The organism is Mesorhizobium sp. WSM4310 (assembly GCF_007003935.1).
Classification (GTDB): Bacteria; Pseudomonadota; Alphaproteobacteria; order Rhizobiales; family Rhizobiaceae; genus Mesorhizobium.
In genome coordinates this window covers 1-15,388 of sequence record NZ_VFTA01000066.1, presented here as the reverse complement: position 1 = coordinate 15,388, position 15,388 = coordinate 1, and the positions used below count along the sequence as shown (strand labels likewise).

Below are 15,388 nucleotides of genomic sequence, written 5' to 3'. Positions count from 1 at the left end.
CCCCCCCCCCCCCCCCCCCCCTGCCCGGTATCGGCACAATGATTTCGACATAAAACTTTAAGCTTGAAATATTTTGCCGCCGGCGCGATACTCACCAGGCAGCAAGCGAAGAGGAGATCGCACAGATGAAGGTTGCGGTTCTCGGCGGCGGTCCAGCCGGCCTCTACTTTGCCATATCGATGAAGCTCAGGGACGCCGCGCACGATGTGACGGTGTTCGAGCGCAACCGCGCCGACGACACGTTCGGCTGGGGCGTCGTGCTGTCGGCCGAAACGCTTGAGAACCTCGCCAAGAACGATCCGGTCAGCGCCGTCTGGATCAAGAAGCATTTTGCCTATTGGGACGACATTGCCGTCATTCATGACGGCGTGCGCACGGTCTCGTCAGGTCACGGTTTCTGCGGCATCGGCCGCAAGCGGTTGCTGATCCTTTTGCAGCGTCGCGCCCGCGAGCTCGGCGTCAAGCTGATGTTCGAGACCGATATCGCCGATCCCAAGCCTTACATGGAGTCTCATGATCTAGTCGTCGCCGCGGACGGGCTGAATTCCAGGGCGCGCAACACCTTCGTCGACATCTTCAAGCCGGACATCGACACCCGCAAATGCAAGTTCGTCTGGCTCGGCACCAACCAGAAATTCGACGACGCCTTCACCTTCATCTTCGAGAAGACCGAGCATGGCTGGGTGTGGGCGCATGCCTACCAGTTCGACAGTGAGACCGCGACCTTCATCGTCGAATGCAGCGAGCAGACCTGGGCTGCCTTCGGCTTCGGTGCGATGACGCAGCAGGAATCGATCGCGGTGTGCGAGCGCATCTTCGCCAGGCATCTCGGCGGCCACGCGTTGATGACCAATGCCAACCACATCAGGGGTTCGGCCTGGATCAATTTCCCGCGCGTGCTGTGCGAACGCTGGTCGTACAAGAACCTGGCGCTGATGGGCGACGCGGCGGCATCGGCGCATTTCTCGATCGGCTCCGGCACCAAGCTGGCGCTGGAAAGCGCGGTCGCGCTGGCCGAGTATGTGGAAACCGAGCCGGATCTCGATGCCGCGTTCCGCAAATATGAGGACGCACGGCGAACCGAGGTGCTTAAGCTGCAATCGGCGGCGCGCAATTCGCTCGAATGGTTCGAGGAGGTCGAGCGCTATCTTGGCCTCGATCCGGTGCAGTTCAACTATTCGCTGCTGACCCGCTCGCAGCGCATCAGCCACGAGAATTTGCGGCTGCGCGATGCCGAATGGCTGGGGGGTGCCGAAGAATGGTTCCAGCGCCAGGCGGGTGCCGGCGGCAACAGGCTGCGCCGGGCGCCGATGTTCGCGCCGTTCAAGCTGCGCGACATGAAGCTGCAGAACCGCGTCGTCGTCTCACCGATGGCGCAGTACAAGGCCGTCGACGGCTGCCCGACCGACTGGCATTTCACCCATTATGCCGAGCGCGCCAAGGGCGGCGCCGGACTCGTCTATATCGAGATGACCTGCGTCAGCCCGGAAGGCCGTATCACGCCCGGTTGTCCCGGCTTCTACGCGCCCGAGCACGAGGTGGCCTGGAAGCGGCTGCTGGACTTCGTCCACACAGAGACCGAGGCCAAGATCTGCGCCCAGATCGGCCATTCCGGCGCCAAGGGCTCAACCCGTGTCGGCTGGGAAGGCACCGACGTGCCGCTGGCCTCGGGCAACTGGCCTGTCATGGCGGCATCGGCTGTCGCATGGTCGCCTGAGAACCAGGTGCCGAAGGCGATGGATCGCGCCGACATGGACAAGGTGCGCGACGAGTTCGTGGCCTCGGCCGAGATGGCCGACCGCTGCGGCTTCGACATGCTGGAGATCCATGCCGCGCACGGCTATCTCTTGTCGTCCTTCATCACCCCGGTCACCAACCGGCGCACCGACGCCTATGGCGGCGCGCTGGAAAATCGCATGCGCTATCCCCTGGAAATCTTCCACGCCGTGCGCGCCGCTTGGCCGGCGGAGAAGCCGATCTCGGTGCGCATTTCAGCCAATGACTGGGTCGGCATCGAAGGCGTCACACCCGCCGACGCAGTCGAGATCGCGCGGCTGCTGCATGAGGCCGGCGTCGACATCTGCGACGTGTCCGCCGGCCAGACCTCAACGGCGGCAAAACCCGTTTACGGCCGCATGTTCCAGACACCGTTCTCGGACCGCATCCGCAACGAGGTCGGCATGGCGACGATGGCGGTCGGCAACATCTACGAGCCGGACCATGTCAACTCGATCCTGATGGCCGGCCGCGCCGACCTGGTGGCGCTGGCACGGCCGCATCTTGCCGACCCGTACTGGACGCTGCACGCGGCGGTGACGCTCGGTGACCGCGGCGTGAAATGGCCGGATCCCTATCTGCCCGGACGCGACCAGATCTACCGGCTGGCCGAGCGCGATGCCGCCGCGGGGCTGAAAGTATGACGGCGGCACCAGCGATCTCCGGCAAGCATGCGCTGGTCACTGGCGGTGGCTCCGGTGTCGGCCGGGCCATCGCGCTGGCGTTGGCTGGTGCCGGCATCGACGTGACCGTCTGCGGCCGGCGCGACGCCGAGCTTGCCAAAGTGGCCGGCGAAAGCGACCGTATCTTCGGCATCGCCGCCGATGTCACCAATGAGGTGTCGATGGCCTCGCTCTACCAGAGGGCGGAATCCGAGCGCGGGCCGTTCGACATCGTCATTGCCAATGCCGGCATGGCCGGCAGCACACCGGCACACAAGACCACGCTCGCCGACTGGCAAATGACGCTCGACGTCAACTTGACCGGCGCCTTCCTGACGGTGAAGCCGGCGCTGGCCGGCATGGCCGCGCGCAAGACAGGACGGATCGTGTTCATCGCCTCCACGGCCGGATTGAAAGGCTACGCCTATGTCGCGCCTTACGTGGCGGCCAAGCATGGCGTCGTCGGGCTGATGCGGGCGCTGGCGGCGGAGACCGCGAAATCCGGCGTCACCGTCAACGCTGTGTGCCCCGGCTTCGTCGAGACCGACATGCTGGAAGAATCCATCCAGCGCATCGTTGAAAAGACCGGCCGCTCGGCTGGCGAGGCGCGGGCGAGCCTTGCCTCGACCAACCCGCAAGGCCGCTTCATCCAGCCGCAGGAAGTCGCCGCCGCCGTGCTGTGGCTGTGCGGCGAGGCAGCGTCATCGATCACCGGACAGGCAATTTCCATCTCAGGAGGCGAAACATGGTAGCCGGCCCCCTGCCCGCACCATCGGGACCCGGCAAGGATCGACTGCGTCTGTGGATCAGGCTGCTGCGCGCCTCGCGCACGATCGAGGCCGAACTGCGCGAGCGCCTGAAGAAAGAATTCGATACGACCCTGCCGCGCTTCGACGTGATGGCGGCCCTCTATCGCGTGCCTGAAGGCATGCTGATGAGCGACCTGTCGCGCTTCCTGCTGGTCTCCAACGGCAATGTCACCGGCATTGTCGACCGGCTGGTTTCCGAAGGACTGGTCGCTCGGGCCCGCCGCAATGGCGACCGCCGCACCTCCATGGTGCGGCTGACCGAGGAAGGCACCAAATCCTTTGCCACCATCGCCGCCGCCCATGAGGGCTGGATCGGCGAATTGCTGGGCAAGGTCAGCGAGGAGGATGCGCGCCGGCTGACCGGCATGCTGACCTCGTTCCGCAGCAACTGGGAGGGACGCGAATGACCGGGATGGCCGGGCTGAAGCCGAAGCATTTCCTGTGGGAGGTCGAAGGCAGGATCGCCAAGATCCGGCTCGACCGGCCGGAGCGCAAGAACCCGCTGACCTTCGACAGCTATGCCGAACTGCGCGACACCTTCCGCGACCTCGTCTATGCCGACGATGTCGACGCCGTGGTGTTCCTCTCCAATGGCCGCAATTTCTGCTCCGGCGGCGATGTCCACGACATTATCGGCCCGCTGGTCAAGATGGACATGAAGCAGCTCCTCGCCTTCACCCGCATGACCGGCGATTTCGTCAAGGCGATGCTGAACTGCGGCAAGCCGATCATCGCCGCCGTCGACGGCGTGGCGGTCGGCGCCGGCGCCATCATCGCCATGAGCTCCGACATCCGCATCGCCACGCCTGAGGCCAAGACCGCCTTCCTGTTCACCCGCGTCGGCCTTGCCGGCTGCGACATGGGCGCCTGCGCGATCCTGCCGCGCATCATCGGCCAGGGCCGCGCCGCCGAACTGCTCTACACCGGCCGCACCATGACTGCCGCCGAGGGCGAGCGGTGGGGGTTCTACAACAGGCTGGTCGATGCGGCCTCGCTCGAGGCGGACGCACTCGACATGGCGGCGCGCATCGTCTCCGGCCCGACCTTCGCCCACGGCATCACCAAGACGCAGCTCAACCAGGAATGGTCGATGGGCCTCGACCAGGCGATCGAGGCGGAAGCGCAGGCACAGGCGATCTGCATGCAGACGCGCGATTTCGAGCGCGCTTACAAGGCGTTCGTGGCCAAGGAAAAGCCGGTGTTCGAGGGGAATTGAGATGTTTTCTTCGCTCAAGAAGGACTTGCCGGCGGGGCAGCGCCCCCCTCTGACCTGCCGGACATCTCCCCCACTTGGGGGGAGATCGGCAGCTTCCGCGACAGCTCGCTTCTTGCAACGTAGAAGTTTAGTGAAAGCCGAGATGACAGCCGATCTCCCCCCTTGTGGGGGAGATGTCCGGCAGGACAGAGGGGGGCGTCATAGAGCGCAACACTCCATGTACTGCGGAGGCCAGCATGCCTGACCGTTCCTTCCTCAACTGGCCCTTTTTCGAGAACCGCCATCGCGAACTCGCCGAGAGCCTGGAAGCATGGTGCGCAAAACATCTCCCCGTCGATCACCACGACGTCGATGCCGCCTGCCGCGCGCTGGTGCAAAAACTTGGCCGCGACGGTTGGCTGAAGCCGACCGCTGTTGACACCGACAATCCCGGCCCGCTCGATGTCCGCATTTTGTGCATCACGCGCGAGACGCTTGCCCGCCATGACGGGCTTGCCGATTTCGCCTTCGCCATGCAGGGATTGGGCACCGGCGCGCTCAGCCTATTCGGCACGGCCGATCAGCAGCAATGGCTGGCGCAGACGCGGGCCGGCAAGGCGATCTCGGCCTTCGCCCTGTCGGAACCGCGCTCGGGCTCGGATGTCGCCAACACCGAAATGACGGCGACCCGCGACGGCGACAGCTATGTGCTCACCGGCGAGAAGACCTGGATCTCCAATGGCGGGATCGCCGATCTCTACATCGTCTTTGCCCGCACCGGCGAGGCGCCGGGCGCCAAGGGGCTTTCCGCCTTTATCGTGCCTGGCGACACTGCGGGCCTCGGCATCGCCGAGCGCCTCGAAGTGATCGCGCCGCATCCGCTGGCGCGGCTTTCCTTCGATCAGGTCCGTGTCCCCATCTCGGCCCTGATCGGCAAGCCAGGTGACGGCTTCCGCATCGCCATGTCGGTGCTCGACGTGTTCCGCTCGACCGTCGGTGCAGCAGCGCTCGGCTTTGCCCGCCGGGCGCTCGAAGAAAGCATCAGCAGAGTGGCCGAGCGCAAACTGTTCGGCGCACCGATGGCCGAATTGCAGATGGTACAGGGTCACATCGCCGACATGGCCCTCGACGTCGATGCGGCGGCGCTTCTGGTCTACCGCGCCGCCTGGACCAAGGACATGGGCGCGGCGCGGGTGACACGCGAGGCGGCGATGGCAAAACTGTTCGCCACCGACAAGGCGCAGGAGGTGATCGACAGGGCGGTGCAACTGCATGGCGGCGACGGCGTGCGCAAAGGCCACATCGTCGAAAGCCTGTATCGCGAGATCCGCGCGCTGCGCATCTATGAGGGTGCCTCCGACGTGCAGAAGGTGGTCATCGCGCGGCAAGTGATGGGCGCGGCCTGACGGCGGGAAAATTGACGGGCATTCGATTTTGAGACTTGGTTTTCAGGAATACCGGGAGGCTTCAAATGCATGAGATTCTGCAGCCGGAAGGCTGGGCCAAACCGGTCGGCTACGCCAATGGCGTCGCGGCGCGTGGACGGCTCATCTTCGTCGGCGGACAGGTCGGCTGGAACGGGCAGTGCCAGTTCGAAACCGACGACTTCGTCGGCCAGGTGCGGCAGACGCTGCAAAACATCGTCGCTGTGCTGGCCGAGGCCGGTGCCGAGCCGCGGCACATCACCTCGATGACCTGGTATTTCACCGACAAGGCCGAGTATCTCGCCAATCTCAGGGGGCTCGGCGAAGCCTATCGCGAGGTCATCGGCCGGCATTTCCCGGCGATGGCCGCCATGCAGGTGATGGCGCTGGTCGAGGACCGCGCCAAGGTGGAGATCCAGGCCACCGCTGTGATACCGGACGAACTCGTTCGTCCGGACTAAGTTACCCGCAGGCCCGCCTTTCTCAAAATCGGCAGCACGTGGTCGCAGAAATAGGGCAGCTCCTGCGTGTAGTTGACGAAGGAGAGCGCGATGCCCTGATAGCCATGCCCTGATATGGCGGCCATTTCGGCGGCGATCGTTTCCGGCGTTCCGACCAGCGGATAGGTGCCGGCGCCACCGGCGAAGCGTTGACGATACCGGTCATAGGCATGCGGGTCGTGCGACTGCGAGAATTCCTTCTTGCCGGCCATATGGGCGTCGACCGCGTCATGGTCGGCCAGATCGACCGCGTAACGCGTGTAATAGGCCTGCGCCTCCTCCATGGTCGGGCGGCAGACGACATGCGCAACGGTGTAGACGCCGACATCGCGGCCGGCCTTGTCGGCGCGCTCGCCGATATCGGCGACATGCTTGCCGGCATCGCTCATCTGGGAAAAGGTCGTGAACAGATAATCGCACCGGGCGGCGGCGAAGTCGCGGCCCGGCCCGCCGAAAGCGGCATTCATAGTCACCGGGCGAGGAAGCTGCAGACTGGCCGGCCGGCTCACCGCTTCCTTCAGGCGATAATAGGTGCCTTCATAGTCGAGCGGCCCGGCCGATGCATAGAGCTTTTCAAGAATCTCGATCCACTCGGCCGCCTGGTCGTAGCCCTTCTCGACCAGCGGCGTGCCGAACATGCCGAATTCCTTCGGGTTCCAGCCGCAGACGATGTTGAGCCCGGCGCGGCCCTGGCTGATGTGGTCGACCGTCGCCAGCGCCTTGGCGGCATAAAGCGGATGCACCAACGGCACGTGCACGGTCATGAACAGGCCGATCCGGTCGGTGGCCACCGCCAGAGCTGCCGCCCAGGTGAAGGTTTCGAACGACCATTCGCGCACCTTGTTGCGGCCGCCAAAGCCGCGCCAGCGCGCGATCGGCAGCATGAATTCCAGCCCGGCGCGGTCGGCGATTTGCGCCGCCGTCAGATTGTCCTGCCAGCTTGCCGTCCAGCGTTCCGGCACATCTGATATGGCGAGCCCGCCATCGGCGTTGGTCGAAAAGACGCCGAGCTTCAGTTTGTTCGGGCCGTGCAGGGGATGCGCTTTGATCATCTCGGGAACTCGCGGCGGGAGGCCACACGCTAGGCTCGCGGTAAAATATTTCAAGCCTGAAATAGCTTCGCCTCGCCGCCGATTGCGGATATGAGTTTGGGCCAGACGACAAAGGGGATCGGCATGAGCGAATTCCGCCAGAAATGCATCGGCAAGGCAAACCTCGTCGGTTCGTTTGCCGCCATTCCCCATCCGGTCGCGGTCGAAGTGATGGCGCTGTCGGGCCTCGACTTCCTCTGCATCGACTGGGAGCATGCGCAGATCTCGCGCGACATGATCGAGACCATGGTGCGCGCGGCCGACGTTCGCCGCGTGCCGGCGATGGTACGCGTTCCCGGCCATGCGCCGGAAGCCATCCAGGCGGCGCTGGACAGCGGCGCGCAAGGGGTGCTGGTGCCGCGCGTCTCGACCGCCGCGCAGGCCGAAGCAGCAGTGAAAGCCTCGCGCTATCCGCCGCTGGGCGAGCGTGGCGTCGGGCCTGGCCGAGCCGCCGGCTATGGTTATCGCATTCCCGAATATCTTGCCGGCGCCAACGACAGAACCGTCGTCGCGGTTCAGGTCGAGACAGCGGCGGGGCTCGCCAACATCGATGCGATCGCGGCCACCGACGGCGTCGACGTGATCTTCGTCGGCCCGGGCGATCTTTCGGTGTCGATCGACGCGATCGGACCGCAAGGCGCCGACAAGCTCAATGCGGCGATCCGGACAGTCATCGGCGCGACGGTCGCACGCGGAAAGACATCAGGCATATTTTGCGCCAGCCCACAGGCCATCAGCCGGTGGGCAGCCATCGGCGCGAGTTTCTTCGTGCTGGCCAGCGACACGATGTTTCTGGGCGCCGGCGCCGAGCGCCACGCCGCCGGGGCCCCGCGACGAATTGGCATAGACAGGCGCGGCCAGACAAAAAGGCGTATCGCCGGAGCAACACGCAAGCCAAGCTTTTTAAGCTTAAAACTTTCGCCTTGAAATGCGTCCCACTTTGGATAAGCATTCAAGATCGATGACGGCGGCCGTGCCGCAGGGGTTGCCGGCCAGTCCATCGTGGTGCTTCGGGGGGTTCAGTCCTTGTCGTTCATGCTGCCCCAGTCATCATCCAGCGCGCGCTGTGCTTTCGACGGCGTGCGCTGCCAGATCCGCGATCCGCGTACAGAGACCATCGCCAACCACGCGCGCAGGTCGCTGCCATGAATTGACGCCCCGCTGGGAGGTGGGACGGCAAGAAACCGTGCGGGGCGAGCCCGCCCGATCAACAACCAGAGGGGATACCCCAGAGGGAACACCAAATGAACCTGACACGTCGCAATCTCATCCTGCTTGCCGCCGCCATCGGCATCGCCGCCGGCCCCGCCACGGCTTACGCCGCCGATGTGCTCAATGTCGGCGCCTATCCGACCAATCCGCCCTTCGAGTACAAGAACGAGAGCGGCACCTTCGAGGGCTTTGAAGTCGACATCGTCAACGAAGCCGCCAAGCGCATCGGCATGACCACCGATATCGCCGATCTCGGCTTCCAGGCGCTGTTCGCGGCCACCACGTCGAAGCGCATCGATGTCGCCATCTCGTCGATCACCATCACGGCCGAGCGGCTGAAGTCGCAGTCTTTCACCCAGCCCTACTATGATTCCGACATGGGCATTGCGACGAAGACCGACAGCGCTGTTAACACCGAAGCCGACCTCAAGGGCAAGATCGTCGGCGTGCTCTCCGGCTCGACCGGCGAGACCTGGGTCAAGGCTCATCAGGAAGCCGACGGCTTTAGCGATGTGAAGGGCTATGACACGCAGCAGAACCTGCTGCTCGACCTCAGCGCCGGCCGCGTCGACGCCGCCGTCAGCGACATTCCGGGCATGGAATACTCCTTCACCAAGATGAAGGATCTGAAGGTCAAGCAGCGCATCAAGACCGGTGAACAGTACGGGCTGATGATGACCAAGGACCACCCGCTGCTCGGCAAGCTCAACGACGCGCTGACCGCGATGAAGAAGGACGGCACGCTGGCCGCGATCCACAAGAAGTGGTTCGGCAGCGACGCGCCGGCCGATTCTTCGACCGTCAAGGAAATGCCGCTGCCGAAGGCCTGAGCGGAGATGCACTGAAATCGTGCCGGCTTTCCAGGCCGGCACGATTCATTTCACGCTTTCGCACTGCCGCGCGGACCGTCTCGCCATGGGCGAGGTCGATTGGTTTCAACTTTGAGCACCCCTTGCTCTGGGGTTCGGGAACGCTCCCATGTCGCTGATCGACACCTTCTTCAATCCCGACGTCATCATGGCCAGCCTGCCTGCGCTGCTGCGCGGCTTCCTGAACACGCTGCTGCTTGGCATTTTGAGCATCGGCATCGGCATCCCCATCGGCCTGCTGATCAGCCTGGTGCGGCTCTATGCGCCGAAGCCGCTGCGCTGGCTGGCGGTCGCCTACACCGACATTTTTCGCGCTCTGCCGGTGCTGGTGGTGCTGATCCTGATCTACTACGCGCTGCCCTTCCTCGGCATCCGCCTGTCGTCCTGGGCGTCCGCGGTGACGGCCTTCGCCTTCATCATGTCGGCCTATTCGGCGGAAGTGTTCCGCTCCGGCATAGAAAGCATTCCGAAAGGCCAGTTCGAGGCGTCGCAGGCGCTCGGCCTGCCGTTCCTCTTGACCTTGCGCAAGGTGGTGCTGCCGCAGGCGATCCGCGTCGTCATCCCGCCGATGACCAGCAATTGCGTCTCGATGTTCAAGGACACCTCGCTCGCCTCCACCGTGGCGCTGCCGGAACTCCTGAAGGAAGCGACCAACGCGCAGTCGCTTTACGCCAATCCCTCGCCGCTGATCGGCGCTGCACTGGTCTATCTCATCTTCCTCTGGCCGATGGTGCGCCTCGTCAGCCTGCTTGAAGACCGCTTCAAGACCGAGAAGGCGCGCTGACCTCGCCAACCGTTCTCCACCCGCCAAATTCTTCGCAGGAGCCTGCCCGTGAACAAGCACCAAACCGACAACGCGAACGCCGCAGCGTTCCCCGTCGACACCATCCGCGCCATGTTTCCCGCCCTGCAGCGGGCCGGCGATTTCATCTTCATGGACAATGCCGCCGGCGCGCAGATCCCGCAGAGCGTGCTCGACGCGGTGACCAACCATCTGGTTTCGCACAATGTACAGCGCGGCGGCCGCTATGGCCGCAGCGTCACCGTCGACCAGTCCGTCGCCGACGCCCGGACAAGCGTGGCGCTGCTGATCAACGCCTATAGCCCGGCGGAAATCTGCTTCGGCATGAACGCCACCTCGTTCATCCGCCTCGTCAGCCTCGGCATCGGCCAGATGCTCTCGGAACGCGACGAGATCGTCATCACCGACATGGACCACGACGCCAACATCGCGACCTGGCTGGCACTGGAATCCGCCGGCGCCAAGTTCAAATGGTGGCGCATGCGCGAGGACGGCAATCTGCATGTCGACGATTTGCGCCCGCTGGTTTCTGACCGCACCCGCCTCGTCGCCTGCACGGTCACCGCGCACTCGATCGGCTCGATCGTCGACGTCGCCTCGGTCGCCAGGATCGCGCATGCGGCCGGCGCCGAAGTGTTCCTCGACTGCGTGCACTACGGTCCGCACGGGCTGATCGACGTGCAGGCCTGGGATTGCGACTATCTCGTCTGCTCCGGCTACAAGAATTTCTCGCCGCATATGGGTTTTCTCTGGGGCCGCTTCGATACGCTCAAGCGGTTGCCGACTTTTCGCGAGGACTTCATCCCCGACGAGCCGCCCTACAAGGTCGAGGCCGGCACCTTCATCTACGAGAACGTCTCGGGCATGGATGCGGCCGTGCAGTATCTGGAACTGATCGGCCGCAATCTGGCCCCCTCCAACAACCGCTCGCGGCGCGAAAACATCGTCGCCGGCATGGGCGCCATCCGCGACTACGAACTGCTTTTGGCGCGCGAGATGCTTGCCGTGCTGAAGGGCTGCGGCGCGACGATCTATGGCGTCGCCGACGAGGCCCGCATCAATGAGCGCGTGCCGACCTTCTGCTTCAACATCGGCAAGCTCTCACCGCAACGGATCGTCGAAGCAATGGCCGAGATGCAGATCGGCATCCGCGACGGCCACATGTACGCGCCGCGGCTGATGAAGCGCCTCAATTTGTCGATGGACAGCGGCGCCATCCGCGCCTCGCTGGTGCATTACAACACGGTCGAGGAAGTGCACAAATTCGGCGAGGCGCTGCGCGCGATTATCGCCAGGCTGTCTTGAGCCTGGACCTTTGGTCCGACCCTTGCATGGGAGTCGGTTGCGGTTCCTCGACGTCGTCATCCTATGGCGAAGCAGGAGCGAAGCGACGCGGCGCAGACCATAGGATGACGAAATCCGAGGTTCAGGCGGCCTTCTTCTTCGCCAACCTGGCCTTGACGCTCGCCACGTCGGCGCGCGGCGTCGCGGCGAACAGCGTCTTGGTGTATCTGTGCTTGGGGTCGGCGAAGACCTCGTCGCGCGGGCCGTATTCGACCGCTTCGCCGAAATACATCACCATCACGTCGTCGGCGATGTAGCGCACGACCGACAAATCATGGCTGATGAAGACATAAGTCAGCTGGAACTCGTCCTGCAGGTCGGCGAGCAGGTTGAGCACCTGCGCCTGCACCGAAAGGTCGAGCGCCGAGACCGGCTCGTCCAGCACCAGCAGGCTCGGATTGAGCATCAGTGCGCGGGCGATGGCGATGCGCTGGCGCTGGCCGCCTGAGAACATATGCGGGTAGCGGTTGTAGTGCTCGGGGCCAAGGCCGACCTTCTTCAGCATCTTCATGGCGAGGTCGCGCCGTTCCTCGGCCGGCTTGTTGGTGTTGATGAGCAGCGGTTCCCCCAGCACGTCGCCGATCTTCTGGCGCGGGTTGAGCGAGCCGTACGGGTTCTGGAAGACGATCTGCACCTTGCGGCGCATCTCCTTGGTCAATCCGCTCCTGGCGATGTCGACCTTGTTGCCGTCGATGAACAGTTCCCCCGAAGTCGCCGGATCGATCAGCGTGATGATGCGGGCGAGCGTCGACTTGCCACAGCCGCTTTCACCGACGATGGCCAGCGTCTTGCCCTTGTCGACGCTGAACGAGACACCCTTGACCGCATGCACGGTGCGCTGCGCGCGAAACAGCCCGCCGCCGACATGGTAGTCGCGCACGATATTCTTGCCTTCGACGACCTTGACGCTCATGCGGCGGCTCCCGAGGGCGCCGGCTCGAACAGCATGTCGGAGACGGTCGGCAGCCGGTCACCCACCGCGTTCTCCGGCAGCGCCGACAAAAGCGCGCGGGTGTAATTGCTCTTCGGCTGCTCAAACAGCGACAGCACGTCGGCCTCTTCCATCTTGCGGCCCTTGTACTGGACGATGACGCGGTCGGCGGTCTCGGCCACCACGCCCATATTGTGGGTGATCATGATCAGGCCCATGCCGTATTTGGCCTGCAGAGAGACCAGGAGATCGAGGATCTGCTTCTGGATGGTGACGTCGAGCGCGGTAGTCGGCTCGTCGGCAATCAAAAGCTTCGGATTGCAGGCGATGGCAATGGCGATCATGACACGCTGGCATTGGCCGCCCGACATCTGGTGCGGGAACGAGTTCAGCCGTTCCGCCGGCTCGGCAATGCCGACCTGGGTGAGGAGTTCGATGGCGCGCTCCCGGCGCTGCGCACCGTCCATGCCCATATGGAAACGCAGCACCTCCTCGATCTGGAAGCCGACGGTGAAGCAGGGATTGAGGCTGGCCATCGGCTCCTGGAAGATCATCGACATGTCCTTGCCGACGATCTTGCGCCGCTCGGCAGGGCTCAGCTTCAGAAGATCGCGGCCATTGAAGCTCATGCGGTCGGCCGTGACCTTGGCGGTCCATGGCAAGAGGCCCATCACCGCCAGCATCGAGACCGACTTGCCAGAACCGGATTCGCCGACGATCGCCAGCACTTCGCGCTCGTCGACATGCAAGGAAACGCCATCGACCGCCCGGAACATACCTGATGCGGTCTGGAATTCGACGACGAGGTTCTGGATGTCCAGCAGCGCCATCACGACCTCCTCAATTTCGGATCGAGCGCATCGCGCAGACCGTCGCCGATCAGATTGATGGCAAGCACGGTGATCAGGATCGCCAGACCAGGAAAGGTCACCACCCACCAGGCGCGCAGGATGAATTCACGCGCCGAGGCGAGCATCGTGCCCCATTCGGGCGTCGGTGGCTGGGCACCGAGGCCGAGGAAGCCGAGGGCGGCCGCTTCGAGGATGGCGTTGGAAAAAGACAAGGTGCCCTGGACGATCAGCGGTCCCAGGCAATTGGGCAGGATGGTGCGAAGCATCAGCCTGAGATGCCCGGCGCCGGCGACCTTCGCCGCCACGACATATTCGCGGCTCTTCTCGGCCATCACCGCGGCGCGCACCAGCCGCGCGAAATGCGGCTGCAGCACGAGCGCGATGGCCAGCATCGCATTGAACAGGCCGGGACCGAGGATGGTGACCATCACCAGCGCCAGCAACAGCGACGGGAAGGCCAGGATAAGGTCCATGACGCGCATGATCGCCACGTCGACCCAGCCGCGGAAATAACCGGCCAGCAGGCCAAGCGTGATGCCGCCGATGAGCGCCAGCGAGACCACGACCGCGCCGATCAGCAGCGAGAAGCGCGCGCCGTAGAGCAGGCGTGAAAGGATGTCGCGCCCAACCGGATCGGTGCCGAGCAGATATTGCGAGCTGCCGCCTGCCTGCCATGCAGGCGGCCGCAAGAATGCGGTCTTGTCCTGGATGTCTGGCGCGTAGGGGGCCAGCAGCGGCGCAAAGAGCGCCGCCAGCACCAAAAGGAGGAAGACGAACAGGCCTATAACGGCGCCCCGGTTCACCGAGAAATAAAACCAGAAGGTCCTGAGACCGGTGAGGCGATCCGGGTTGCCGGCGGCCATCGGGGCGATTTCGGTCGACTGGCTCATCACGCCGCCCTTATGCGTGGGTTGATAACGGCATAGAGCACGTCGACGATCAGATTCACCGCCATGACGATAAGCGCGATCAAGAGCAGGCCAGACTGCACGACGACATAATCGCGCTTGGATATGGATTCGACCATCCACCTGCCGATGCCGGGCCACGAGAAGATCGTTTCGGTAAGGATGGCACCGGCGAGCAGCGTACTAACCTGCAGGCCGATGGTGGTGACCACCGGGATGAGTGCGTTGCGCAGGGCATGCACGCCGATGACCCGGGCCGACGAGAGCCCTTTGGCTCGGGCTGTCCGCACATAGTCCTCGCCCAACACCTCGAGCATGGCGGAGCGCGTCTGGCGCGCTATCACAGCCAGCGGAATGGTGCCGAGCACAATCGTCGGCAGCACCAGATGGCGCAATACCGAGCGAAATGCAGCCCATTTGCCGTAGAGCAAGGTGTCGATGGTCATGAAGCCGGTGATCGGCTTGAAGAAGTACTGCAGGTCGATGCGGCCGTTAACCGGCGTCCAGCCGAGGTAACCGGAGAAGAAGATGATCAGCAGCAGGCCCCACCAGAAGATCGGCATGGAATAGCCGACGAGCGCGGTGCCCATCAGCGACTGATCGAACCAGGAGCCGCGCTTGACCGCCGCGAAGATGCCGGCCGGAATGCCCAGTACCATGGCGAAGATCATGGCAAAGAACGACAGTTCCAGCGTCGCCGGGAAGAGCGTCTTGAACTCTTCGAGCACCGGGCGCTTGGACGAAATCGAGACGCCGAAATCGCCGGTCACGACCTCACCGACATAGCGTGTGTATTGCTGCCAGATCGGCAGATTGTAGCCGAACTGCTCCTTGAGCTCTTCATAACGCGCCGGCGCCACGCCGTGTTCACCGGCCATGGCAAGAATAGGATCGCCGGGCAGCAGCCTGACGAAGGCGAAGGCGCAGATCGTGATGCCGACAAGCGTCGGGATCAAAAGTGCAATTCGGTGGAGGATGTATTTTAGCATGATGTAGGGGGGCGGCGCTTCATTG

At 64.0% G+C, this 15,388-nt stretch carries 15 protein-coding genes; 10 read left to right on the top strand and 5 right to left on the bottom strand.

The features are described from left to right. The first annotated feature begins 125 nt into the window (after positions 1-125). The 6 genes from FJV80_RS33680 (at position 126) to FJV80_RS33650 (ending at position 6,327) form a co-directional block, all read left to right on the top strand. Positions 126-2,420 (top strand): bifunctional salicylyl-CoA 5-hydroxylase/oxidoreductase, encoded by a 2,295-nt coding sequence (locus tag FJV80_RS33680; protein ID WP_142878449.1) that lies wholly within the window; start codon positions 126-128, stop codon positions 2,418-2,420. Then, complete coding sequence (locus FJV80_RS33675; RefSeq protein WP_142878448.1) at positions 2,417-3,190, top strand: SDR family NAD(P)-dependent oxidoreductase; 774 nt, start codon at positions 2,417-2,419, stop codon at positions 3,188-3,190. The genes FJV80_RS33680 and FJV80_RS33675 overlap by 4 nt, the downstream gene beginning before the upstream one ends. Beyond that, positions 3,184-3,654 (top strand): MarR family transcriptional regulator, encoded by a 471-nt coding sequence (locus FJV80_RS33670; RefSeq protein ID WP_010913223.1) that lies wholly within the window; start codon positions 3,184-3,186, stop codon positions 3,652-3,654. Before FJV80_RS33675 ends, FJV80_RS33670 begins: the two co-directional genes overlap by 7 nt. Next, entirely contained in the window at positions 3,651-4,463 is an 813-nt protein-coding gene (locus FJV80_RS33665) for an enoyl-CoA hydratase family protein (protein ID WP_142878447.1), read from the top strand. Before FJV80_RS33670 ends, FJV80_RS33665 begins: the two co-directional genes overlap by 4 nt. 236 nt (positions 4,464-4,699) lie before the next feature. Next, positions 4,700-5,848, top strand: a complete 1,149-nt coding sequence (locus FJV80_RS33655) for an acyl-CoA dehydrogenase family protein (protein ID WP_142878445.1) — start codon at positions 4,700-4,702, stop codon at positions 5,846-5,848. A 65-nt stretch (positions 5,849-5,913) separates the two neighbouring features. Then, positions 5,914-6,327: a RidA family protein gene (locus FJV80_RS33650; RefSeq protein WP_095787228.1), complete on the top strand. Its 414-nt coding sequence runs from the start codon at positions 5,914-5,916 to the stop codon at positions 6,325-6,327. Here FJV80_RS33650 and FJV80_RS33645 read toward each other — a convergent pair. Continuing rightward, positions 6,324-7,418, bottom strand: a complete 1,095-nt coding sequence (locus FJV80_RS33645; RefSeq protein WP_142878444.1) for an LLM class flavin-dependent oxidoreductase — start codon at positions 7,416-7,418, stop codon at positions 6,324-6,326. The genes FJV80_RS33650 and FJV80_RS33645 overlap by 4 nt on opposite strands. Before the next feature lie 123 nt (positions 7,419-7,541). On the opposite strand from FJV80_RS33645, the gene FJV80_RS33640 reads away from it, so the two are divergent. From FJV80_RS33640 to FJV80_RS33625, 4 genes are all read left to right on the top strand, one after another. Further along, positions 7,542-8,384, top strand: a complete 843-nt coding sequence (locus FJV80_RS33640; protein ID WP_246689110.1) for an HpcH/HpaI aldolase/citrate lyase family protein — start codon at positions 7,542-7,544, stop codon at positions 8,382-8,384. A gap of 317 nt (positions 8,385-8,701) precedes the next feature. Continuing rightward, positions 8,702-9,499 (top strand): ABC transporter substrate-binding protein, encoded by a 798-nt coding sequence (locus FJV80_RS33635; RefSeq protein ID WP_019862988.1) that lies wholly within the window; start codon positions 8,702-8,704, stop codon positions 9,497-9,499. Positions 9,500-9,647: 148 nt separating this feature from the next. Then, positions 9,648-10,322 carry an amino acid ABC transporter permease gene (locus FJV80_RS33630; RefSeq protein ID WP_095771748.1) on the top strand — a complete coding sequence of 225 codons (675 nt, stop codon included), beginning with the start codon at positions 9,648-9,650 and terminating at the stop codon, positions 10,320-10,322. Between the two features lie 48 nt (positions 10,323-10,370). After that, the gene (locus FJV80_RS33625) at positions 10,371-11,645 is read left to right on the top strand and encodes a cysteine desulfurase-like protein (protein WP_142878443.1); all 1,275 of its coding nucleotides are present in this window, start codon (positions 10,371-10,373) and stop codon (positions 11,643-11,645) included. 121 nt (positions 11,646-11,766) lie between these two features. Here the strand turns inward: FJV80_RS33625 and FJV80_RS33620 are convergent, their stop codons facing one another. Genes FJV80_RS33620 through FJV80_RS33605 form a run of 4 tightly spaced genes read right to left on the bottom strand, consistent with a single transcriptional unit; the run spans position 11,767 to position 15,363 of the window. Beyond that, positions 11,767-12,597 (bottom strand): dipeptide ABC transporter ATP-binding protein, encoded by an 831-nt coding sequence (locus FJV80_RS33620; protein ID WP_142878442.1) that lies wholly within the window; start codon positions 12,595-12,597, stop codon positions 11,767-11,769. Beyond that, positions 12,594-13,445 (bottom strand): ABC transporter ATP-binding protein, encoded by an 852-nt coding sequence (locus FJV80_RS33615; protein ID WP_095771745.1) that lies wholly within the window; start codon positions 13,443-13,445, stop codon positions 12,594-12,596. Before FJV80_RS33615 ends, FJV80_RS33620 begins: the two co-directional genes overlap by 4 nt. Then, a complete protein-coding gene (locus FJV80_RS33610) occupies positions 13,445-14,329 on the bottom strand; it encodes an ABC transporter permease subunit (protein ID WP_245437747.1) in 885 nt (294 codons plus the stop codon). The genes FJV80_RS33615 and FJV80_RS33610 overlap by 1 nt, the downstream gene beginning before the upstream one ends. 26 nt (positions 14,330-14,355) lie before the next feature. Then, positions 14,356-15,363 (bottom strand): ABC transporter permease subunit, encoded by a 1,008-nt coding sequence (locus FJV80_RS33605; protein WP_095771743.1) that lies wholly within the window; start codon positions 15,361-15,363, stop codon positions 14,356-14,358. Positions 15,364-15,388: the final 25 nt, after the last annotated feature.

Excerpts from the sequence above, each read along its gene's own strand:
- FJV80_RS33640 (WP_246689110.1), top strand. The coding sequence starts at position 7,542 with ATGAGCGAATTCCGCCAGAAATGCATCGGCAAGGCAAACCTCGTCGGT.
- FJV80_RS33615 (WP_095771745.1), bottom strand. The coding sequence starts at position 13,445 with ATGGCGCTGCTGGACATCCAGAACCTCGTCGTCGAATTCCAGACCGCA.
- FJV80_RS33630 (WP_095771748.1), top strand. The coding sequence starts at position 9,648 with ATGTCGCTGATCGACACCTTCTTCAATCCCGACGTCATCATGGCCAGC.
- FJV80_RS33650 (WP_095787228.1), top strand. The coding sequence starts at position 5,914 with ATGCATGAGATTCTGCAGCCGGAAGGCTGGGCCAAACCGGTCGGCTAC.
- FJV80_RS33655 (WP_142878445.1), top strand. The coding sequence starts at position 4,700 with ATGCCTGACCGTTCCTTCCTCAACTGGCCCTTTTTCGAGAACCGCCAT.
- FJV80_RS33645 (WP_142878444.1), bottom strand. The coding sequence starts at position 7,418 with ATGATCAAAGCGCATCCCCTGCACGGCCCGAACAAACTGAAGCTCGGC.
- FJV80_RS33610 (WP_245437747.1), bottom strand. The coding sequence starts at position 14,329 with ATGGCCGCCGGCAACCCGGATCGCCTCACCGGTCTCAGGACCTTCTGG.
- FJV80_RS33665 (WP_142878447.1), top strand. The coding sequence starts at position 3,651 with ATGACCGGGATGGCCGGGCTGAAGCCGAAGCATTTCCTGTGGGAGGTC.
- FJV80_RS33605 (WP_095771743.1), bottom strand. The coding sequence starts at position 15,363 with ATGCTAAAATACATCCTCCACCGAATTGCACTTTTGATCCCGACGCTT.
- FJV80_RS33680 (WP_142878449.1), top strand. The coding sequence starts at position 126 with ATGAAGGTTGCGGTTCTCGGCGGCGGTCCAGCCGGCCTCTACTTTGCC.
- FJV80_RS33620 (WP_142878442.1), bottom strand. The coding sequence starts at position 12,597 with ATGAGCGTCAAGGTCGTCGAAGGCAAGAATATCGTGCGCGACTACCAT.
- FJV80_RS33670 (WP_010913223.1), top strand. The coding sequence starts at position 3,184 with ATGGTAGCCGGCCCCCTGCCCGCACCATCGGGACCCGGCAAGGATCGA.
- FJV80_RS33635 (WP_019862988.1), top strand. The coding sequence starts at position 8,702 with ATGAACCTGACACGTCGCAATCTCATCCTGCTTGCCGCCGCCATCGGC.
- FJV80_RS33675 (WP_142878448.1), top strand. The coding sequence starts at position 2,417 with ATGACGGCGGCACCAGCGATCTCCGGCAAGCATGCGCTGGTCACTGGC.